The sequence below is a fragment of the Brotaphodocola sp. genome, from assembly GCF_050873365.1.
Lineage (GTDB): Bacteria > Bacillota > Clostridia > Lachnospirales > Lachnospiraceae > Brotaphodocola.
In genome coordinates this window covers 1-21,341 of record NZ_JBNMIQ010000005.1, presented here as the reverse complement: position 1 = coordinate 21,341, position 21,341 = coordinate 1, and the positions used below count along the sequence as shown (strand labels likewise).

Below are 21,341 nucleotides of genomic sequence, written 5' to 3'. Positions count from 1 at the left end.
CCAGCTGGAACCGTCATGCGATTAGGGCTGCGTGGGTTTCCCACTTATCAAGCACCTGTTCCAGCTTCCGGGCAAAGGCGATCAGACGGGTGTTCACTTCCTCACGGTCAAGATAACCGTGGGCTTCCATGTGAAAGCCGGCAGTCAGTTCATCGGCCAGTGTACCAACGGCGTAAAAATCCTCCAGCACCGTATGCACCACCGATTCTTCATCGTGGAAGTTGAGCGGCTCCACCTCGGCAAAAGGCGGGCCGGAATCACTTTCGTGCGGCTCCATGTCAGAATGATGATGAATCTTACGGCTCAGTCGGTCAAAAATGTTCGGTGTTTTCATGCTTCTCTTTTCTCCTTGTATTTTCCCATTTCTCCGGGCTTCGTGGTCATTAAGCTGTACAATTTCAGCGAAGTATCAAATTTATCCTTGAACGGAATAATCGTGTTGCCGTAGAACAGCAGTCCCTCACCCTCGTTGCTGTTCGTCACATACGACAGCTGGAACGGCGAAATGTTAAGCTGCTTTGCAAGGATTTGTCGGTCGCCGGATGCTTGGTTAAGCATATAAATAAAATCGCTGTTCTCGAAGATATTTTCGATTTCCCGGCTGGCCAACAAATCCTTGATGTTCTGGGTGATGCCCGTGGGGATGCCGCCCCATTTTCGGAACCGCTTCCAGATTTCCACGCTGTATGCTGCGGTCTGTTCCTCTTTCAGCAGGAGGTGGAATTCGTCTATGTAGTACCGTGTGTTCTTTTTGCCGCTGCGGTTGATGGTGACACGGTTCCAGACCTGATCCTGAACAATAAGCATACCCAGCTTTTTAAGCTGCTTGCCCAGTTCCTTAATGTCGAAACAGATGATGCGATTATCCAGTTCCACGTTCGTCTGATGGTTGAATACTCGCAGCGAACCATTGACGTAAATTTCCAACGCCGTGGCGATACGCTGCGCCTGCCGCTCTTTCTGCTCCCGCAGACAGTCGTACAGATCACCAAGCGTAGGCATATTTTCTGGCTTCGGGTCGTTCAGATACTTCTGGTAGACCAGCGGCAGGCAGCGGTCAATGACCGATTTTTCTTCCGGCTCCATGCCATCCCGTGCGCCCATGATAAGTTCGCACAAGGAAAGAATAAAGTCCGATTTCATGCCCAGCGGGTTATCATCGTCCGCGTAATTGAGGTTAATGTCCATCGGGTTGATGTAGTCCTTACTGGTGGACGAGATATGGATGACTTGACCGCCCAACGCTTCCACCAGCGGATAATACTCGCCTTCCGGGTCTGCGACGATAATATCGTCCGTTGTGGTGAAGAACACATTGGTAATTTCACGCTTTGCCGAGAAACTTTTACCGCTGCCGGGTGTACCCAAAATCAAGCCGTTGGGATTTTTCAGCTGCTTGCGGTCTGCCATAATCATGTTGTTGGACACCGCGTTTAAGCCGTAATAGAGGGAATCGCCCTCCATAAAAAGCTCCTGTGTCGTAAACGGGACGAAAATTGCGGTGGAAGTGGTCGTCAGTGCGCGCTTAATGGGAACGAGATTATTTGCCAGCGGCAGGCTGCTCATAAGGCCCTGCTCCTGCAAATAATCCAGACGGTTCAGAGTGCAGTTGAACTTCTGAGCGATACCAGCAGTCTGAAACACAGCACTATCCAACTCCTGTTTGGTCTTGGCCGTATTGAGGAAAAGTACCGTAACAAGGAACATACGCTCATTACGGCTTTGCAGATCATCCAGAATCTTTTTGGCCTCGCCGCCATAAGTTGCAAGGTCACTCGGAATAATTTCCATATCATAGCCAGACCTCACAGCTTTCTTCTGTTCCTCAATGGTCATACGATCAAGGTCGGTAATTTTGCTCTTAATGAGCTTGATTGCTTTCAGCTGGTCTACCGATCTTACATGGATACTGACTATCAGATTCTTGTCCATGTCCAGAAATTCAGCCAACACCTTATCCGTCAGTTCCGGGGCAAGGATGTTCAGATAGGATGCAGCACCGTAGGTGTCGCCCATCATAAAGTCCTTGCCGCTCTTGAACAGAAAACTGGTCGGGGCAATGAAATCTTTGGTCGTCATGCCGCTCTGCAAAATGCGGTCATAGCTAAAATCGAACTTCTGCTGTTCCTCCTGATGAAAGGTTTCGTACATGATCTGAAGCCGTTCTACACCGTTCAGCGGATAGGCTTTCACTCCCAGCACCTTAAAATTGTTGAGAATATCGGTTTCGATACGCTCTAACCGGGGCTTTGCTTCCCGGACACTCTTTGCTTCGATGCTGAACGTGATGTACTTCGTCCGAACCAGACCGTTATTGCCCTTGGCAAGCTGCTGTTTCAACATCTGCGCATATTCCATGCGCACATCATCAAACCGGTCGTGCTGCGGCTCGATCTGGATGACCCTGTTGTACTCGCTCATGTCACTTTTGTGGTTGATAAACGAGAGTTGGAAGCGTATACTGGAATCGAAATAATTGAGAAAATCGCACCAGCTTTCAAAGATGGTGTTTTTGTCCTCGTTCTGGGCAAGCTGATAGTTAATGTCGTAGAATCGGACAGTTTTGGAATACAGATGTTCCTCCACCCGGCAGATGCCGTCGCGCCCCATTTCCAGATACGGAATGGAACGCTGCACGGTCAGCCGCTGTTCTTTCTGGTTCTTTTCGGATTTCCGAAAGAACTTCTGGAAGAAGTCGCCGAACGGCAGTTTCTTCTTCGGTTCATTTTTTACCAATAAAGCCTCCTTTCCGCTGGATCGGTGCTGCTGTTTCCAGTTCCCGGTCATACAGATTTTCAATCTCATAGCGGCGTACCGCAGGACGTTTGAATCGGACGCTGATAAAGTTCGTCAGGATGGTTTCAAGGTGCATCCCGTTTTTCTCGTACAGTGCAAAGAAAAATTCCGGCAGCATCAGAAGCACCATACCTGCCGCTGCATTGCTGGTTCCCAGCGTACCGCGCATGAGGAAATAGAACGGAACGCCGATGCTCGCCGCGAAACCCATACACACAAGCTGGCGTTTCGTCAGGTTCAGAAAGACCTTGTTTTTTACTTTGGAAAGGTCTTTGGGGATCGTTACATAGGCCATTGATTACCAGAACAGCCAGACCGCCGCCGGGAAACGGCGTTGTCTGCTGTCTTTTCCTTTCGTTGAATTTTCCCGGATTTAGTGACTGCCGAAGATCTGCTTAGACAGACTCCCCGTTTTAAGAAGCGAAAAACAAAGAATCACCGTGTAGGCCATCGTGCCGAACAAAGCCGAGTGAATATCCGAAGATACCCGGATGCTGCCGATGAGGGCTGCATAAATCGCCACGCAGACCATCATTAGAAACGCCTGAAATGCCAGCGCGAACAGTCCTCGGAAGTAGCTCGTACCCACATGACCCCATTCTCGGTTACTCATGGTTGCAAATGGAATCGGAGCAAGCGAAGTGTAGAGGTAAATTTCAATCATTCTGCCGTACATAATCACCGTGATAACCACCGACAGAATTTTCAGACACCAGCTTACAACAAGGGTTTCCAGTGCCAGCGTCACCAGTTCGCCAATCGCCATTGTAGACATTGCCGCCTGCATCTGCATGGAAAGAGAACTAATGTCGATCTCCGTATTGCCACGGATAATGCCGGAGGAAGCGTTCACCACCGACTGTCCAATGTCAAACACGGCCATTGCAATATCGAACGTGTGGCTGACGAGATAGACCGCGATCCACATCTTCACGAAATACTTGAAGAACATCCATGTGTCCACATCGTGCAGATTGTTTCGTTCCGTCAGCATCGAGATCAGTTCGTAGCAGAGGATCAGCGTGATGATGATTCCTGCAATGGGAATCACCACCGAATCTGAAATATTACGGATCATGCTGAAAATACTGCTGTTCCACCCTTGCGGTGTCTGCCCGACCTGAGCAGCGATCTCACTGGTCTGTTGGTTGACTGCCGTGAACATCGTACTCAGGTTGGACTCCACCATGCCGGAGAGAAGTTCCCTCATCCATTTTTCGATTGCTGCGAAAATATTATCGAACAATGGCGGGTTTTCCTCCTATAACTATCGCTTAGCCGAAAAGACCAGAAAGCAGCGGGATGAGCTGGGTGCCGATCAAAATGACACCGCCGCCGCTCATCAGCTGCTTCATGCCCTGGCTCTTTGCGCCCGGATTGTCGTTCCCGTACCCTTCCATGAGGTTCACAACGCCCCAAACGCCAAGGCCCGCGCCGATGGCAACAACGAGAGTCTGGAGAACGGTAATAGCCTGATTGAAGAATTCCATATATGTACTTTCGCCAGATTGCAGCATTGATAATGTACACGATTCCAAAAGAGAACCAGGCTGGCACAGCTTCGGTGCTGCCTGCTTCCTGCAATTCTGGCTTCTCCTTTCATATTCATAAAAATCAGCCTTTTGGAATCGCAGATGGGAAAAATCAGTCGGACGAGGTTCCTGTCATGGGGTCTGCCCGGACAGGTGGGCGGGTGTACTTCTTACTGGAAATAATGTTCTCCTTTCCTATGCTGTGTTTTCTTCGGTCACATCCACCTCGTAGCAGTCAAATTCTTCATCCATCCGCAATTGCAGTTCATGCTTCAGGTAGCGTTCTACGTCAAAAGCGTTCTTCTTATCAAAGTCCGAAAGCTCTTTGTACCGCTTATGCTTGGTAATGTCGAATTTATCGCTCAAGAATGGCCGGACACCGCGTAATTGCAGGATGCACTTGCTGCCATCCATGACAGCAAGCTCGTCCCGGCTCATGAGTTCCTTCCCGGTTTTTTGGTACGTTGTGCCAAAGGATGGGCTTTGACCGCGCGTGTCGGATGTGTTGTATAGATCAATCGTTTCTTTCCCCAAGGTTTCGGAAATCTCTTTGAGCGTTGAACTTTCTTTGCCGCCGAGGAAAAGCATGGTATCGCAGTTGCCGATGATGGTTTCTGCGGCATCCTTGTAGATGGTTTTCAACTGGCTCTGCGATTGCAGGATGATGGATGCCGAAATCTCGCGGCTGCGGATGGTAGCGATCAGCTTATCAAACTTCGGAATCAAACCGATATTCGCAAACTCGTCGAGCAGCAGCCGTACATGACACGGAAGATGCCCGCCGTGTTTATCGTCTGCACTATCACATAGAAGATTGAAAAGCTGGGTGTACATGATGGACACCACGAAATTGAACGTATCGTCAGTATCGGAGATAATAACGAACATTGCAGTCCGTTCCTCTCCCAACTGTTCCAGTTCCATTTCATCGTAGGCCATGAGGTCACGCAGTTCCGCAATGTCAAACGGAGCTAATCTTGCACCGCAGGAAATGAGGATGGATTTTGCCGTTTTACCAGAAACAAAATGTCAATAGTTTTTTAATCACTTTTTTCCGAAAATGAGCAAAAAAATAGAGCATATGAATTTTCATACACTCCATTTTATATTCTATTTTAAATTTGTCAGATTAATATAGATTGGTATTTTATTAAATAGAATCCTATCTCTACTAGCACGCTTATTTGAAACACTTTCTAATCTTGTTTGAAATATCAGAATCAACAAAACCTTTCTGTGCCATATCAGTAAGTATATCACACGCTTTTTCATGTGATAATCCTTTCTTATATGGTCTGTCCTCAGTAAGTGCCTGATAAATATCAATGCAAGCCATGATACGCTCCGGCTCATTTAATTCATCAGCAATTTTTCCAAAAGGATATCCTTTTCCATTTAACTTTTCATGATGAAGAGCAGCCCAGTCCCGTATTTCCTCGAAATCATTAACTTCCGACAATATTATATACGTATAACCAGCATGATTTTTCATTTTTGAAAATTCATCATCAGTAAGTTTATCCGGTTTTTCCAAAATTTCATTACCGATCGCCATTTTCCCAATATCATGCAAAGCACCCGCCAGATACATTTTCTGTACGTTTATTGAATCAAACCCTATGTATTTGGCAAAGAGCGAAGCTTTTTCAGCTACCCCTATAGAATGAGTGCTGGTAAAAGGCGATTTATAATCTACAATCTTTGCAAAAAAATCTGCAACGTTTTTACACGTTTCCCAGTCAAAATCTTGTTTTTCCCTTGGAATAATTTCCCATAGCTTTGATTCAAAAGAATCATCCCTTAAAGCCTGAAATGATTCTTTTGAGAATGCCTTAAGAAAAGCATCCACACATTCGGAATCAAATAACCGATCCTTGTTTTTTGAAAGATACTGGCATATAAAATCCCATCTCTGCTCATTAAAGTCCTTACTGTTTCCAATGATATCAATCATATCAGCAAGATGAATAATTCTTGCAAATAATGGTGTTTCCTGCCATGTCTTCTGAAATGGACCCGTTCCATCAGCATGTTCATGGTGATATAATATAATATTTGAAACATCTGTTTTAAATGGAATTTTTGAAATATTTTTTTCACCATAAATGCAATGTAGATTTGTTTTTTCCTCTGATAAATCTTCTTTTAAATCAACATCTGAATTATTTTTCAATTCTTCAGAAATATATTGTGTCAGAGCGTTATCATGCAACAATGCACATATGGCTAAATCTTGTAGTGCATCACTTTGGATTGCCCAGTATTCAGCCATACGCACACTTATATATGCAACCCTTTTCCCATGTTTATTTTTGATATTTACCAGTTCTGCTTCGATACAGTCCAAGGCATATGAGCAGGCTCCTGCCAGTCCGACAATATCTATGGCCAGTTGCTCTTTTTCCATTAACATAATCCTATCATAATTTATTTATACTTCTGAAAACTGATCCTTTCCTACGGAACATAACGGGCATTCAAAATCTTCTGGAACATCTTCCCATTTCGTTCCCGGTGCAATACCACCTTCCGGGTATCCTGCTTCCTCGTCATACTCCCATCCGCAAACATCACATACATATTTCATTATTGGTTCCTCCTTGTAAAATATTTTAATCCACAGCTGTTTTGCTGTTGTATCCTTATTATTCTATGGTATTGATATGTACAAAATTTATTTTAACATTTCCATAATCCATGCAAGTTACAGTATGCATATACTTCCTCTATCTGCTCTCCGTCAGAAAGACAGAAATCTGCAACTGGCTCCTGTCCGGGATTTAACTGTTTTCTGTAAACGCCCTGATTGGTATTTAATGTAATCCATTCAATAAAGTGTTCTTCAAGCATTGGATGTTTGGTTTCTCCAACAACAACATGAACATGATTACCGTCTACTGTATATACCGGTACATGCTTTTCAACTGCGGCATCTGTTACTCCGGCTTTCAGTTCCGGCATCGGCTCTCCACAACAAATTACAGGTACACCTTTGTCTTTTACCTTTTCAATAATGTTTCCACAATGCTTACATACATAATATTTTACTTTCATGTCTATTCCTCCTAATAATTCTCTTCATGTACTTCAAAATAGCTCTGCGGATGATTGCATACCGGACATACCTCCGGAGCCTTTGTTCCGACTACAATATGTCCGCAGTTGCGGCATTCCCATACCTTGACTTCGCTCTTTTCAAACACCTGAGCAGTTTCAATATTCTTAAGGAGTGCACGATATCGCTCTTCATGATGTTTCTCGATTTCCCCTACAGCTCTGAATTTTGCTGCAAGCTCCGGGAACCCTTCTGCCTCTGCTGTTTTAGCAAATCCATCATACATATCTGTCCACTCGTAGTTCTCTCCTTCTGCTGCAGCAGCTAAGTTTTCTTTTGTATCACCAATTCCTGCTAATTCCTTGAACCACATCTTAGCATGTTCTTTCTCATTATCTGCTGTTTTTAAAAATAATGCTGACATTTGCTCGTAGCCTTCCTTTTTCGCTACAGATGCAAAATAAGTATACTTATTTCTTGCCTGTGATTCTCCTGCAAATGCCTCCTGTAAATTTTTCTCTGTCTGTGTTCCTGCGTACTTGTTAGCAGCCATCTCTTTTACCTCCGTTTTCTTTATCACTTTTTCAAAATCTGATGCCGGATGTTTACACAAAGGACATACAAAATCATCCGGTAATTCTTCTCCTACATACTCATATCCACAAATCCTGCAACGCCATATTGTCTGACCATCTTCTGTTTTTCCTACTGCCTGTGGCTTAGGTTTTATGTGATTCTGATAGTACTCGTATGTTACAGAAGGGATATCACTTAAGACTTCCATATCTGTTATTTCACCAATAAACATCGTATGGGAACCCAAATCTTCTATTTTATTAACACTTACAGAAATATATGCATTTGTTCCTTCCGTGATATAGTAAATGCCATTTTCGCCCCTTGCACATTTTTCAAATGTTTCAAACTTATTCATATCCCGCCCGGATTGAAAACCAAAATGTTTAAATAGTTCAAACTGGGCACTCTGGCTTAATACTGACACTGTGAATTTTCCGGTTCTTTGGATCATTTCATGTGTATAATTTGCCTTATTTACACAGATACTTAATTGATTTGGTTCTGATGCCGCCTGAATCGCAGTGTTAATGATACAACCATTATCCTTTTCTTCTTCTCTGGCAGTCAGTATAAATAATCCGTAACTCAGCTTATACATCGCTTTTTTATCCATTCTGCTCCTCCTTCATCTTCTCCCTGCATCTCGGACAAATACCTTTAAAGGAAATATCATATTCCAAAAAATCTATTCCATGCGTATCATGAATTCTTTTCATTAAATCCGGTATTTCATCCATATCTACATCCGATACTTCACCGCATTTTATACATCTCACATGATAATGATTTTTCAGTGTGATATCGAACCGATTTGCTCCATCTGGCACTTCAACCTTTCTCAGAGCACCTTCTTCTGACAGTATATCAAGATTTCTATATACTGTTCCTTTTCCAATGGTAGGATATTCTTTTTTTAGAAATTCATATACTTCATTTGCTGTAACATGCCTTTTCATTTCATATACGGCATTTTTCACAAGATCTTTCTGAATTGTATTTCTTCTGTTAGTCATTCCTTCTCCTTATTAGGATTTATTCTTAATTAGAAGTATATATCAGAAGTCTGAAGATGTCAACAAAAAAATAGTAATAGTTACTATTTTCTAAAATAGCAATAGCACTTAGTAAATATCTCTTTTTAGCACAATCTTATTTCATAATTTTTCGTTCAAAAACATATCTCGATTCAGATGATAAGTCTCCTCTAAAGGTATATCCAAGTCTGTCAAACTTTTGTATATCTGTCGGATTTTCAATTTCTTTTTCTGCCATATATCTGACCATCTCACCACGAGCCATCTTGGCATATGTACCTTTTGTTACCAATTTATCTCCTGATCGTTCACAAAATGTAACTGTAATATATTGGTCTTTATCTGACAGATATTTTTCTATACATTTCGAGTATTCTTTTGATGCAAGATTAATCATAACCCTGTCGCCGTCGATCACTGAACGATATAATCTTTCACCCCAGTAATCATATATATTTTTTGTATCTTCTATTTCAGCTTTCGCCTGCATCTCCAAGCGATAAGGCGTTACACCATCCATCGGTTTTAGAACACCATAAAACGCAGACAGTATCCTCAAATGATTTTGTATATAATCAAACTGCCGATTTTCAAACACAGATGGTGCCATATACTGAAATGCAATTCCCTCATACGATAAAACAGCCGGTGTAAGCATGTTATAAAGATCCATATTTTCTAACCTGTTGAAATTCTGTTCTGCAATCTTGTCATTACATTTCCAGATGGACTTCAGTTCTTCTTTTGACTGACTTTTCATCCAGCTCAATATCTCTGCCGTCCTGTCAATAAATTCTGGCAATTCAACTGGTGCTATACTGTCTGTATCAGTAATCATTTTTTTTGCAGGTGATAATATAATCTTCATCACATCAATTCCTTAAGCATGTTTTCAGGATCATCTGCAGCTTTAACTTTATCATTTGCCTTTATAATGATTCCCTGCTCATCAACAAGATATGTGGTTCTTACTACTCCCATAGAAACTTTTCCATAATTTTTCTTTTCTTTCCAGACATCATATGTTTCAATAACTTTACGTTCCGGATCAGATAAAAGTGTAAATGCCAGTCCATATTTTTCTTCAAATCTCTTATGAGATGCTACGGAATCTTTACTGACTCCAAGAATGACCGCACCCTTTTCCGTAAATTGAGGGTATCTTTCTGAAAAACCACATGCCTGCTTTGTGCATCCCGCTGTATTATCCTTTGGATAAAAGTATAAAACCACTTTCTTTCCTGCATAATCGGATAATCTATGAATCTTTCCATTCTGATCTGGTAACTCGAAATCTGGTGCTTTTATTCCTACTTCCAGCATTCTTTACTCCTCCGTCTTTACCGCTTTCTCTTTATTTACCTTTACTTTCTTATTCCCGGAAATCATTTTATGACCTGTATAGATAGCCATCATCATACAAAAAAGAGAACCCAGTGCAAAATATTTGTGACTTGATTTTGAAGCTTTATGCCCTGTGTAAAGAGTACCAAGCATTGTAATTAACGCTCCTGCTGACCAATATTTATGTGCTTTCATACTATACCTCCGATTTTTTATATTTTCAGTGTCTACAATAGTAATTATACTCTATAGCAAATCCATGTCAATTTAATCAACAAAGCTGTCACATCCATTTACTATTTTTTATATAATCTATTTTTTGTCTGTTCATAAATGATTTTTTTCACCTTTTCAATATCCAAAGGTTTTGCCAAATGTGCATTCATTCCTGCTTCCAAACATTTCTGTGCATCTTCCGCAAAAGCATTGGCAGTCATTGCAATAATCGGAACTGTGCCTGCATCTGGTCGATTTAATGCTCGAATTGCTTTAGTAGCACTTAGTCCATCCATTACCGGCATCATGATATCCATAAGAATTGCATCAAATGTTCCCACTGGATTATTATTGAATAATCCAACAGCTTGCTGTCCATCATTGGCCATTATAATGATTGCACCTTCATCTTTTAAAAGCATTTCTGCAATCTCGGCATTCAACTCATTATCCTCGACCAACATAAGATTCAAACCACGAATACTATTCTCCTTCTCCACTTCTTCCTTCTTAGATTTTTCTGGTGCAGAGGCCATCTCAAAAGGCAGTTCAATTACAAAAGTTGATCCTTTTCCAATTTCGCTGGTAATAGAAATCGTGCCGCCCATATTATCAACCAGTTTTTTCACAATAGACATGCCAAGTCCGGTTCCATGATAAGCACTGCGGGCATCAGATTGTTCTTGTGAAAACGGTTCAAAAATATGTTGCAGAAATTCTTTGCTCATGCCAATTCCTGTATCAGAAATTATCCAGCGATAAGTAATTACATTATCCTTTTCCTCTATACATTCCTGTTTTGTTGAAATTTTTCCACCAGGATTTGTAAATTTAATGCTGTTCCCATATATGTTCAAAAATATTTGTCGCAAATGTAGCGGACTCGCTATAACATACGGATGTACAAAAACAATATCTCCTGAAAAATCCCATGAAATTCCCTTATCCGAGGCATTTCCTTCTATAATAGCCTTAATATCATAGAAAATATCAGATAAACAGACCAATTCCGATGAAAATTCTTCTCTGCCATCCTCCAATTTACTCATTTGTAAAACATCATTAATCAAAGACAACAGATGGTTTGCTGCCTTTTCCATTTTTTTGTAATTTTCACGCACAAGTTTCTCATCATCGCTGTGTGTCATATTGATTTTCAAAAGGCCAATGATTCCATTGAGTGGTGTTCGAATGTCATGACTCATATTAAGAAGAAATGTAGATTTCGCCCGATTCGCAGTATCTGCTGCGATTACTGCCTTACGAAGCGTTTCTTGCTGTTCAAGCTCTTTTTTCTTTTCTTCATCAATAACTTGATATGTGTAGAGTACCTGTGTCAAAATTCCCCTGTCATCTCTCGAAACTTCAACAAAGTTTCCCCGCACCCAGCCAGAATAAACACCTCTGTACTCCTTGCTTAAATACCGTTGCGAATCCATACGCTGTGGCAAAGTGTTTAAATCAACAAATTTCAGCATATCTTGCTGATTTTTCACATTGGCAGTTTTTTTTATTGCTATGGAAATAGCTTGTTGAGCAGATGAGTAACCATCAAGAATTTTAGTAATTTCATCTTCTGCTTTAATAGGTACAAAGGTATCTGTTACAAGATTAATTAAAAATACACCCGTATAAATATCAGAAAGGGCAACCGTGGTCGCATTAAGTCCCTCCATTTTCTCCTTCTGTTTTTTCTCTGATTCAAGTTTTGCAATCTTATGCACTGCCTGTCTATTTACTTTTTGCAGATGTCCGACAACAATAATATTAGCAATAACTCCCAACACAATGACAATCAGTTTATCACGATTAATCGGCGTATAAAAAATCCAACTGTGATCTGTGGAAAAAAAGAATGCTGAATACAAAACAGCAATAACACCACTTATTATCCCTGCAAAGTATCCGAATTGTACTATTGACGCTGAAAGCAGAACAAATAACACAATATTCGGATTTGGAATATTGAATTTATATACAATAATGCAGGCAAGAATTTGTATTATACCTGCCATTATGCTTCCTTTTAGGTTTAGATTTTTATCCATGAAAATTATCCTTTCCTCTTTCTACCGTCTTCCAATACCATAATACACTTCTAATTTCGATAAAAATTTTATTATATTATATCTCCCACAAAATAATATCGTCAATCAAAAGCAGTATCATTTAGAATGATCATTTTAATATTTTTATATTAGTGCCGTAGTAATTTTACTTTTTTATTCGCTAAATAAATACACTCAAAACCCGAAATACTAATTTTATGTTGTTTGTATTATGAGATTTAGAAATGGACTCATATTAGTCCCATTATATCATTTCTGACAGATATGATAAAGACAAATATGGACTAATTTCAGTCCTCTATTTCAGGTGATATGAATGGAGCAAAAAATAAAACAGGTTGGTATTGATATTGGTGGAAATATCCGCCGTATCAGATTACAGAAAGGCTACGGTCAGACTGAACTTGTCCGTATGCTTCAATTAGAAAACATAGACATGACCAGAGAATCTCTGGTAAAAATCGAAAGAGGTATTCAGCACATCACAGGCACTCAGCTTCGTGGTATCCGGGACTGCCTGCATACCACTTACGATGAATTGCTCAGTGAATCATTCAACAAAAAGTAAAAGAGCCTACCATTATCCGTAGATTATTCCACAGATAACAGTAGGTTTTTTTCGTTTATACTTTATTAACAGCCTGTCGGCTTGCTTCTGTAACCAGCATCCGGTTAATCTTTTCCTGCATGGTTTCTTTTGCATCTTCATTGAAATGATAGCGTACAATGTAAACTGTCTGTCCGATCTTCTTTGTAAATGTGCTTCCTTCTGTTTTTGTATTTATCATTTTTTCCATAATCATCTATTTCCTTTCGTTTATTTGCCCGACAGAGAGAGGACTGTTTCTGTCCCTGCCGGAAGTTTATTGGTAAACTGGTAACGTAAGTGGCAACATGGGGATTGAAACTTTTTACAGGTTGTTTTTTCTGTTCCCCTAAATACTACTAAAAATTTTTTTGAATGTTCTTGTTGCCACCCGTTAAAAATGGCAAAATCATCAGTAAACTCAATGGTTCAGGGTGGATACAAGAATGGCAACAAGCGATAAATTTTCGGGTAATTCAACAGCCTTCCGGTGGAAAAATCAGCCTTTCTCTTTGTCGGGCAGGTCAAATGGGAGTTCCATCTGCTCTGCCTTCGTCAGCTTCGTAAATCCGTCTTTATCCGGTTCGTTGCCACCCTCTTCTTCTGTCCTTTCCCTGATCCAACTCCGCTGTCTGCCATAGCCTTCTTTGGTAAAACGGTGGAATCCTGATCTCTTCCAGCCAGTGATCTGTGTATCCATAATGGAACATATCTCATTTGTTTCAAATTTCTTTGGCTCCCGGTCAAAATGGTCAAAGGCTTCTTTCCAGATCTGGACGGAACATACATGGGTACCTTTATAAGCATCTAACCACCCCTGGATCATTCCTGCCATCGTATCTTCCTGTGTGAACTGCTTTCGGTATTCATTGATCTCCTGTTCCATTTCCTTTGAAAACCTTAATAGGCTGTTCTTATCCTCCGCAGACCAGTAGAGTTCCATTGCTTCTGCCCATAGCTGGTCAAAATAGGCTCTGGCTTCTTTTTCATCATCAAGGATATGCTTCTCTGCCCTACTGCTGTCAATGGCAATCGGCAGGAACCGCCTTGCCCCGGTACGGTCAAAAGGAATGAACTGCCTTGTATTCGTTGACCCGGCAAAAATACACTGACGCTTCCGGTCTTCCTCATATTTATCATAAGGGTTACGGTAAGTGTCTTTCTGTCTGGTAAGGAATGACTTGATTTCCTCATTGCTCTTTGCACTAATCGCTGCGATCATTTCCGACATTTCCATGATCCAGTGTCCCCGGAGATGCTCATATATTTTACTGTCGTTTAACTGCTTCAGATCATCGGAAAACCAGTCATCATTTATGGCAAGGAAACGGAAAAACGTAGATTTTCCGGCTCCCTGCTGACCTACCAGACAGAGCATCTCATCTGCCTTACAGCCGGGACGGTAGATTCTGCTCAATGCTTCCATAAGGAAATGCTTCACAACCTCATAGACAAAATCCGAAGCATCAGCCCCCATATACCGTTGCAGGACATAGCGGATTCGCTCCTGTCCGTCCCATTCCAGTTGTTCCAGATACTCACAGATCGGGTGGTATGCCCTGCTGTTGGCTTCCAGTCGGAGTGCCTTATCCATACATTTTTCACTTGCAAGTTTGTAATAACGTTCAAAGAAATAATAAAAATAAGTCCTGCCATCATCGTCCAGCTTGCAGATTTCATCATTCCACCAGAGTTTTTTTACAATATCAATCCTGCCTGTCAGCCTGTTGTACTTCATACTCTCACGCACAAGAGGGTCATTTCTCAGCACAACCATATAATTTCCCACCGTTGCTTTAGCGGTTCCCTTCTGTGTATATTCCAACATCTGTTTCACTTCATCGACTTTGCTTTTATCTACCATTCGGAGCATTTCTTTCATAGCGTCTTTCTGTTCTTTTGTGGCGATCTCCTTTATCTTCTCTTTCGCATTGCTCAATCCTCTCCACCTCCTCCCATTTTTCTTTTACAAGTGCTTCCTTATCTGCCTGATCCCCGAAGAGCAGAATGTCCAGATAATGCTCAACAACCGTCAGCTCCCGGAGAGCAGTCATAAACTTTTCATGCCATTCTTCCGTCCATGTTTTTGGTGCATACTGCTCTTTCCATTCCAGAAGCTGGCTCCGGTAGTCCAGATACGTTCTCAGGCATTTTATATATCTTTTCTGCCAGAGTTCTTCTGGTGTCGGCTCTGGTTTTTTTATTGCAACACGTTTCCTGTTCTGTGGTGATCCCCTGTCCCTGCCGGAATAGGAAATCCCAAAATCATCTGCCAGCTTCATGGCTGCATCTTTCAGTCCAATCCCAAATAACTGTGCGGTAAAATCAATCGCATCACCCGTACACCCACAACCAAAGCAGTAATATCTCCGGTCTACTTTCATGCTGGGCGATTTGTCATTATGAAAAATGCAACAGATAAGTCCACTCCGATTTGGCTTTAACCCATACCTCTCAGCAGCCTGCCGGACGGTCACATTCTGTTTTACTTCATCAAATAGTCCCAATTTGTTTCCTCACTTTCTTAAATCTGCTTCCCAAATCTGGGAAGCAAGTTTTCACTAAAAACAAAAAAAGGCACTTTGTCCTGTCCTTACGGAATCAACAAAATGCCCTTATATCTCCAGATCACTGGAATGTGATTTTCCTTTATTCAGTTGTTTTCTCTCAGCTTCTTCTTTTTGAACCTTTGCAACGTTCTGTGCAAGTTTTTCCCTGATGGACGGCTTCACTTCTTTCTTGATTTCTTCCACAACCGCTTTCTTTTTCTCTGGCTGTTTTAACTGACGGACGATTTTCACAACCGCTTTTTCCATCGCATTTTCAATTTTCCGTATCAGACCGTCCAGCCGGTTTATCGCATATTCCTTTTCTTTTCGTGTTGCTTTGCGTTCCGGACTCTGTATCCATCTTTTTGAATCTTCTGCCAGGTAAATATCATCTTTTCTGGTAGCCAGCACAGCTTCCTTTGCAACTTTCTCCACTGCCTTGTCATAAGCTTCACTGGATACTTCATCAAGCAAAGTTTCCATATCTTCTATGCGGAGTGTCAGTTGTTGCAACTCCTGTTGCTGTTCTTCAATCAGCTCACCCTGACTTAGAATCCGGTCAGAATTGGCAAAGAATTTTTCTTTAAACTCTTCTTCCTGCTGATTTATTTTTTCTTTCTGTGACTGGATAACCTTTTCATTTGCCCTGACATGGTTTGACTGCCTTGCAAGTTCCAGATGGTTTGCATTGACCTTATCCCTCTGCTGTTCGAGCATTTCCTGCTGAACCGCAATCTCTTTTTTCTGCTTCATTCGGATATAGTCCTGTTTCTCCAGATACTGCCTTCCACCATAAGACGGTTCTTCATCCAGTTCCAGTCCATGACGTTTGCAGATGTCCAGGAACATTGCCCGGCAGGCAGAATCAAAAACGATCTTCCGGTTGTTGGACTTCGACCTTGCTTTTTCCGGGTGTGGAAGTTCAAAACCAAGTTCTTCCAGTGCCGCTTCCTGCTTCGGTTCGATCTCCCCATATCGGTTTGTGGCATCAAATACATGACGCTCATGGATATGCGGTGTTGCTTCATCCATGTGCAATGCCCAGTCAATGATATGCACGTTGGAACCGAATCGCTCATCGAACTCTTTTTTAAATTCATCAAAGATCAAGACCAGCGTTTCTGCCGAAGCATGTTCATCTATCGTGCCAAGCTGATAGATACTTTCTTCCGGGCAGGTCTTTTTATTTTTCAGGACATCTTCCATCCCTTTGCACCTGTCGGGGTGTCTGGCTTTCTCATGACGCTTGTTCTGGTTGATTACATAGTCGCTGTAATGCTCCACATAGTATGCCATTTCAATCTGGTTGAAAGAAAAATTGACATCTTTCCCCCGGTCAGCCATTGTGGTATATCCCTGATAGCAGTCCCAGTAAATATTTTGACGGACACGTTCATTGTCGATATGCTCGCTGTGTTCCGGGTCAAATCTCCGGTCATTGTGAAGCGGATTGTAAACACCATCTTTGCCCGACCGTCCATTATGCCTTGTGCCTTTCAATTCACATCTCTCCTTTTTTCAAGTTGTTTCCCCGGAGGGGATTGCAGCGAAGCTGCCAAAAGCCTCTGTCCCCGTTACAGACAGTACCCAGTACCATATGGCGAAACGCCATATCACTGGGCAATGGCTGCCGCCCTTAACCTGCTAAGGGCTTCGCCCCTTAACCCCAGCAAGGTTGCTGCCGCCCTTTGCAATCCCGGCACAGAGAGCTGCCCGCCCTCTGTACTCCCGGCAGACAAAACGTAACACCTGCCACTGTCCCTTTGGCATGTTCTCCGTTCTGTCTGTTTTTCAAAAATCCTCTGTACCGGATTTTATGAAAATATAAAAATGGGTAAAATAAAAGGCACTAACTTTTTACGGTTAATGCCCTTTCCTTTACTCATTCACTTTCACGGATGGTTCCAGTATGTATCATTCTGCTAATTGCTTCATAACCATCTTTACAATCTTCCTGAGTTTCATTCCGTCCCTCAGACCCAGCCGATAGAAAAATTCTTCTGTATCTGCTCCACTGTTGAATATCTGGTCACAATATTTTGTAATGACCTCTTCCTGTTCCGGTGGGAGTGTTGCAATCACTTTTTTATATTCTTCCTCAACTTCATCTGGTTCTGTCACAGACGGTTGGTTCAGCTTCCAGTCTGCATATGATTTTCCCATGTGTTCCGTTATGGTCAGGTTGATAAATTCTTCAATCTCTTTTGTCATTTTCATTTGTGAATCCCGTTCCTTTCTACAGTTCCCTACTCCATCAATGTGTCCAGTATAGTTCGGATAGCTTCTCTCAGCTTCAGCCCATCTCTCAATCCCATACGGTAATAGAACTCATTCAGGTCACTGTTATTATTTGAGGTTTCCGTCATATAGTCAAAAATGACTTTTCCCTGTTTTGGCGGTAACTTCCGAATTACCTTTTGTACTTTCAGTTCCAGTTCTTCGTTGAATGGATCATACTGCTCTCCATCTTTTTCCTGATAAACCTGTTCCATTCTTTTTCCGATCAGGTCACTCAGAAACTCTTCCATATTTTCTGTTAATTCCATCTATTTAATCTCCCATCAATCTGATTTTGATTGTTTCCAGCCACATCACTGCCCAGCCAGAAAGCACAGGCAGGATATAAAGCATAAAACCTGCCGAAAGCATTCTGACCGCTTCTGTGCCTGTTTCCTGCCCGAATCCATAACCTAAAACTGCCGTAATGCAGATGATTCCAGACAGGATATGAAACACAGTTGCAGACAGCCATGTACTGAACATAAGAACAAGTTGTATCAACGTCAGGCATATCCGCACTGGCAATAACAAAATCCTTATAATAATTTTTACAACTACCATGACTGCCTGCCCCTTTCACTGTTTTAAATATCTGCGATAATTATCCAGAACGGAATCTGTCACACCGCTTTTGTAAATCTTACGAATATCTACAATCTTTTCATCTTTCAGCAGTTTCAGCCAGTCCAATAAATCTTTTCTGCTGTTTGCAAAATTACAGCATCTTCCATCTGCATATTCAATCCGATATCTCATAAACCCCTCCTACACATACACCAGTTCATTTAAAATGATTTCATCAACCCGGCTTCTTACATTGTTTGCCCGTCGAACCCATTCCATTTGATCTTTGCTTTTCAATTCCTCCGTAATGCCTTCCTGCTCCATGATCTGCTCCATGAGAAAATCTCTGCGTTCTTTACACTGTTCGTTCAGATCTGCAAGGTATGTCCAGAGTTTTCCGGTCAACATTAGATAGGAATACAAACCACTCTTGTAGTCTTTCAGATAATTTCTATGGATACTTCCATAAAAACCAATCTCTCTTCTTTCTTCCGGCACTGCGATCAATGGCAGATAGATTTCCCCGACAAGGATATAATCCAGACCGTTACTGTCATCGTGAATGATTCTTTCTAATTTGCTCATGCTGATGCAACTCCTTTCTTCGGCTCTGCAGGTGGAAGCAGTGATACCGGAACGAACACACCCTTTGCAATATCTTCCTGCCGGATTTCTTCTTTTTTGGCATCCATCTCAGCTTTCTTTTTTGCTTTTGTCCGTTCATAGTATTCTTGCTGCTTGCCATTTGCTTTTCTTCTCAGGTAATTCTGGTGAAGCCTGTCCTTTCTGGCTTCCCGTTTTTTCATTTCTTCAATTTCCTCCGGTGTCATTTCTACCTCACCAAAATGTGGCGGTAAATATCTGCCAATAAAGTTAAAATAGATTTCCACTTCCTGTGTTGTTTCAACGCTTCCTTTCCGGTCACGTTCATGCACCACAATCTTTTCAACAAATTCATTCAGCATATAGGTGGTCAGTTCATCGAAGTTCTGGTATTTATCAACCAATAAGATAAACTTCTCCGCTGACCTGCGACCTTCCTCATAACTGGATAACTCAGTTTCCATATCTGCGATCTCTGCGGATAATTCTTTCTGTTCTTTGGAATACTGCCCGTCCAGAATTGCATAACGTTCATCTGGCAGTTTACCAAGAATGTTATCCTCATAAATCCGGCAGAGCAGTTTTTCCAGTTCCTGCACACGTTTCTGTGCTTCTGATAATCTGGTTTTCAGCCTTGTGATCTCACTGGACTGTTGTGAAGTCTGTGCTTTTTTAACCGTCTCCATGAACTCTTCCCGGTTCAGTTGGGAATATTCCGCAACAGCCTTTAAAAGCTCCTTAATCAGCTCCATAACTACATCAGCATTGATTCTGTGCTGTGTCGGACAGAGCGTTCCAACTGGAACTTTAGAATATGCAGAGCAGGTGTATTGCGGTACCCTCTTTCCATTGTTTACCCGGTGGACATACATCTTTGAGCCACAGTCTGCACAATACATCAGTCCTGTCAGTGGGTGGGCTTCTCCCCATCCATCTGGATACCGCCTTACATTGCTTCTGATTCTCTGTACGTTATCAAAGGTTTCCTGATCTATAATTGCTTCCTGCGTATTCTCAAATACTGTCCAGTTATCCTCAGATACATAATGGCTTTTCTTATCCTTGAAGTGCTTTCTGGTTTTGAAATTCACAGTATGTCCAAGGTATTCTCTTTTCTTCAGAATCCCTGCAACCGTAGAGGAACCCCATCCATACGGGTCTTTGATTTCCTCTATCCTGCCTTTCCATAACCCGGCATCTTTCTTTGCCATATGCACTGCAGGTATCTCAACCTTATCCTCTTTCAGTATCCGGGCAATCTGATATGGCCCGCATCCGTCCATCGTCATGTGGAAGATTCTCCGTACAACTGCTGCCGCTTCTTCATCAATGACCCATACATTCGGATCGTCCTTATCTTTCAGATAACCATACGGTGTTGTACTTGCCACATGCTTCCCTGACTTTCCCTTTGCTTTAAAGGTAGATTTAATCTTTTTGCTGGTATCTCTTGCATACCACTCATTCATAATATTTCGGAATGGGGTAAAATCATCGTCCTCCCGGAAGCTGTCCACGTTCTCATTGACTGCGATCAGCCGAACATTCTTCTGCCGGAGCAGTTCCATGTACTGTCCCACTTTCAGATAATCTCTTCCCATTCGGCTCATATCTTTTATCAGAATCGTCCCAACTTTCCCGGACTCCACTTCTCTCATCATGGCAAGAAAGCCGGGGCGGTCAAATCTTGTGCCTGAGATTCCATCATCGGTAAAATGCACCAGATTGGTAAAACCATGCTCTTTTGCATACTGTTCCAGTAACTTTTTCTGGTTGGAAATACTATTGGATTCCCCGTTTAATTCATCATCACGACTGAGACGCTCATACAACGCTGTCATGAATCCCTGTGTCTGTGCCATTCTCTGACGCCCTCCTTTCTTCGTTTTTCCGTTCCTGTGTTCATCCCATATCCGTTCCTGTACCGGGTTCTGATGTTTCCGGGACGTATTTCCAGAAAAGACATGCACAATGCACATTCAGATCTGGTATCCCTATGGGCAGGCTCTTCCGTTTTCAAGGTTCGTGTAGAAACTTCAAAAATCCCTTTACACGAAACTTTTTGGTTTTGTGCCATTCTGAAATGCTCCTTACACTAATTACATGTCTGGAGTGCCAAAAGGTCTGTATGTTT

26 protein-coding genes and 2 pseudogenes are annotated in these 21,341 nt (G+C 41.9%); 1 reads left to right on the top strand and 27 read right to left on the bottom strand.

All coding sequences use genetic code 11. The features are described from left to right. Window positions 1-13: 13 nt before the first annotated feature. The 16 genes and pseudogenes from ACR0QT_RS03835 to ACR0QT_RS03760 all read right to left on the bottom strand — a co-directional run bounded on the left by ACR0QT_RS03835 (window position 14) and on the right by ACR0QT_RS03760 (window position 12,604). Window positions 14-334 (bottom strand): hypothetical protein, encoded by a 321-nt coding sequence (locus ACR0QT_RS03835; protein WP_432629568.1) that lies wholly within the window; start codon window positions 332-334, stop codon window positions 14-16. Continuing rightward, window positions 331-2,787 carry a VirB4-like conjugal transfer ATPase, CD1110 family gene (locus ACR0QT_RS03830; protein WP_432629567.1) on the bottom strand — a complete coding sequence of 819 codons (2,457 nt, stop codon included), beginning with the start codon at window positions 2,785-2,787 and terminating at the stop codon, window positions 331-333. The genes ACR0QT_RS03835 and ACR0QT_RS03830 overlap by 4 nt, the downstream gene beginning before the upstream one ends. Continuing rightward, a complete protein-coding gene (locus tag ACR0QT_RS03825; RefSeq protein WP_432629566.1) occupies window positions 2,723-3,091 on the bottom strand; it encodes a PrgI family protein in 369 nt (122 codons plus the stop codon). The genes ACR0QT_RS03830 and ACR0QT_RS03825 overlap by 65 nt, the downstream gene beginning before the upstream one ends. Window positions 3,092-3,169: 78 nt before the next feature. Then, complete coding sequence (locus tag ACR0QT_RS03820) at window positions 3,170-4,042, bottom strand: VirB6/TrbL-like conjugal transfer protein, CD1112 family (protein WP_432629565.1); 873 nt, start codon at window positions 4,040-4,042, stop codon at window positions 3,170-3,172. Window positions 4,043-4,070: 28 nt separating this feature from the next. Continuing rightward, a complete protein-coding gene (locus ACR0QT_RS03815) occupies window positions 4,071-4,286 on the bottom strand; it encodes a Maff2 family protein (protein ID WP_113998658.1) in 216 nt (71 codons plus the stop codon). A 237-nt stretch (window positions 4,287-4,523) separates the two neighbouring features. Further along, a pseudogene (locus ACR0QT_RS03810) lies at window positions 4,524-5,348 on the bottom strand (VirD4-like conjugal transfer protein, CD1115 family); the annotation flags it as partial. 160 nt (window positions 5,349-5,508) lie between these two features. Next, window positions 5,509-6,735, bottom strand: coding sequence for an HD-GYP domain-containing protein (locus ACR0QT_RS03805; RefSeq protein ID WP_432629563.1), 1,227 nt, complete (start codon window positions 6,733-6,735; stop codon window positions 5,509-5,511). 24 nt (window positions 6,736-6,759) lie between these two features. After that, window positions 6,760-6,915, bottom strand: a complete 156-nt coding sequence (locus tag ACR0QT_RS03800) for a rubredoxin (protein ID WP_432629562.1) — start codon at window positions 6,913-6,915, stop codon at window positions 6,760-6,762. A gap of 92 nt (window positions 6,916-7,007) precedes the next feature. After that, window positions 7,008-7,382, bottom strand: coding sequence for a desulfoferrodoxin family protein (locus tag ACR0QT_RS03795; protein WP_432629561.1), 375 nt, complete (start codon window positions 7,380-7,382; stop codon window positions 7,008-7,010). 11 nt (window positions 7,383-7,393) lie between these two features. Beyond that, on the bottom strand, window positions 7,394-7,936 hold the full coding sequence (gene rbr, locus ACR0QT_RS03790; protein ID WP_432629670.1) for a rubrerythrin: 543 nt from the start codon (window positions 7,934-7,936) through the stop codon (window positions 7,394-7,396). An 18-nt stretch (window positions 7,937-7,954) separates the two neighbouring features. Beyond that, window positions 7,955-8,575: pseudogene (locus tag ACR0QT_RS03785) on the bottom strand (flavin reductase); the annotation flags it as partial. Next, on the bottom strand, window positions 8,568-8,975 hold the full coding sequence (locus ACR0QT_RS03780; protein WP_432629560.1) for a Fur family transcriptional regulator: 408 nt from the start codon (window positions 8,973-8,975) through the stop codon (window positions 8,568-8,570). The gene ACR0QT_RS03780 and the pseudogene ACR0QT_RS03785, both read right to left, overlap by 8 nt. Window positions 8,976-9,111: 136 nt before the next feature. Further along, window positions 9,112-9,864, bottom strand: a complete 753-nt coding sequence (yaaA, locus tag ACR0QT_RS03775) for a peroxide stress protein YaaA (RefSeq protein ID WP_432629559.1) — start codon at window positions 9,862-9,864, stop codon at window positions 9,112-9,114. After that, entirely contained in the window at window positions 9,864-10,319 is a 456-nt protein-coding gene (gene bcp / locus ACR0QT_RS03770) for a thioredoxin-dependent thiol peroxidase (RefSeq protein WP_432629558.1), read from the bottom strand. The genes yaaA and bcp overlap by 1 nt, the downstream gene beginning before the upstream one ends. Before the next feature lie 3 nt (window positions 10,320-10,322). Continuing rightward, complete coding sequence (locus ACR0QT_RS03765; protein ID WP_432629557.1) at window positions 10,323-10,535, bottom strand: DUF6219 family protein; 213 nt, start codon at window positions 10,533-10,535, stop codon at window positions 10,323-10,325. A 101-nt stretch (window positions 10,536-10,636) separates the two neighbouring features. Then, window positions 10,637-12,604, bottom strand: coding sequence for an ATP-binding protein (locus ACR0QT_RS03760; RefSeq protein ID WP_432629556.1), 1,968 nt, complete (start codon window positions 12,602-12,604; stop codon window positions 10,637-10,639). Window positions 12,605-12,941: 337 nt separating this feature from the next. Between ACR0QT_RS03760 and ACR0QT_RS03755 the strand changes: the two genes are divergently transcribed. Further along, window positions 12,942-13,193, top strand: a complete 252-nt coding sequence (locus ACR0QT_RS03755) for a helix-turn-helix domain-containing protein (protein WP_432629555.1) — start codon at window positions 12,942-12,944, stop codon at window positions 13,191-13,193. Window positions 13,194-13,248: 55 nt separating this feature from the next. Here ACR0QT_RS03755 and ACR0QT_RS03750 read toward each other — a convergent pair whose 3' ends face one another. The 11 genes from ACR0QT_RS03750 to ACR0QT_RS03700 form a co-directional block, all read right to left on the bottom strand. Further along, window positions 13,249-13,422, bottom strand: coding sequence for a transposon-encoded TnpW family protein (locus ACR0QT_RS03750; protein ID WP_432628027.1), 174 nt, complete (start codon window positions 13,420-13,422; stop codon window positions 13,249-13,251). A 288-nt stretch (window positions 13,423-13,710) separates the two neighbouring features. Further along, window positions 13,711-15,150 (bottom strand): VapE domain-containing protein, encoded by a 1,440-nt coding sequence (locus ACR0QT_RS03745; RefSeq protein ID WP_432628026.1) that lies wholly within the window; start codon window positions 15,148-15,150, stop codon window positions 13,711-13,713. Next, window positions 15,065-15,688: a CHC2 zinc finger domain-containing protein gene (locus tag ACR0QT_RS03740; RefSeq protein WP_432628028.1), complete on the bottom strand. Its 624-nt coding sequence runs from the start codon at window positions 15,686-15,688 to the stop codon at window positions 15,065-15,067. The genes ACR0QT_RS03745 and ACR0QT_RS03740 overlap by 86 nt, the downstream gene beginning before the upstream one ends. 138 nt (window positions 15,689-15,826) lie before the next feature. Continuing rightward, a complete protein-coding gene (locus tag ACR0QT_RS03735) occupies window positions 15,827-17,260 on the bottom strand; it encodes a serine/arginine repetitive matrix protein 2 (protein ID WP_432628025.1) in 1,434 nt (477 codons plus the stop codon). A gap of 144 nt (window positions 17,261-17,404) precedes the next feature. Continuing rightward, entirely contained in the window at window positions 17,405-17,530 is a 126-nt protein-coding gene (locus tag ACR0QT_RS03730) for a hypothetical protein (RefSeq protein WP_432629554.1), read from the bottom strand. Between the two features lie 144 nt (window positions 17,531-17,674). After that, window positions 17,675-17,977: a hypothetical protein gene (locus ACR0QT_RS03725; RefSeq protein ID WP_432628024.1), complete on the bottom strand. Its 303-nt coding sequence runs from the start codon at window positions 17,975-17,977 to the stop codon at window positions 17,675-17,677. 29 nt (window positions 17,978-18,006) lie between these two features. Beyond that, window positions 18,007-18,306: a hypothetical protein gene (locus ACR0QT_RS03720; protein WP_432628023.1), complete on the bottom strand. Its 300-nt coding sequence runs from the start codon at window positions 18,304-18,306 to the stop codon at window positions 18,007-18,009. Between the two features lie 4 nt (window positions 18,307-18,310). Further along, entirely contained in the window at window positions 18,311-18,601 is a 291-nt protein-coding gene (locus ACR0QT_RS03715; RefSeq protein WP_432628022.1) for a hypothetical protein, read from the bottom strand. 15 nt (window positions 18,602-18,616) lie between these two features. Then, window positions 18,617-18,796, bottom strand: a complete 180-nt coding sequence (locus ACR0QT_RS03710; protein ID WP_028086643.1) for a hypothetical protein — start codon at window positions 18,794-18,796, stop codon at window positions 18,617-18,619. Between the two features lie 9 nt (window positions 18,797-18,805). After that, the gene (locus ACR0QT_RS03705; protein ID WP_432628021.1) at window positions 18,806-19,189 is read right to left on the bottom strand and encodes a TnpV protein; all 384 of its coding nucleotides are present in this window, start codon (window positions 19,187-19,189) and stop codon (window positions 18,806-18,808) included. Beyond that, window positions 19,186-21,069, bottom strand: a complete 1,884-nt coding sequence (locus tag ACR0QT_RS03700; RefSeq protein ID WP_432629553.1) for a recombinase family protein — start codon at window positions 21,067-21,069, stop codon at window positions 19,186-19,188. The genes ACR0QT_RS03705 and ACR0QT_RS03700 overlap by 4 nt, the downstream gene beginning before the upstream one ends. Between the last annotated feature and the right edge of the window lie 272 nt (window positions 21,070-21,341).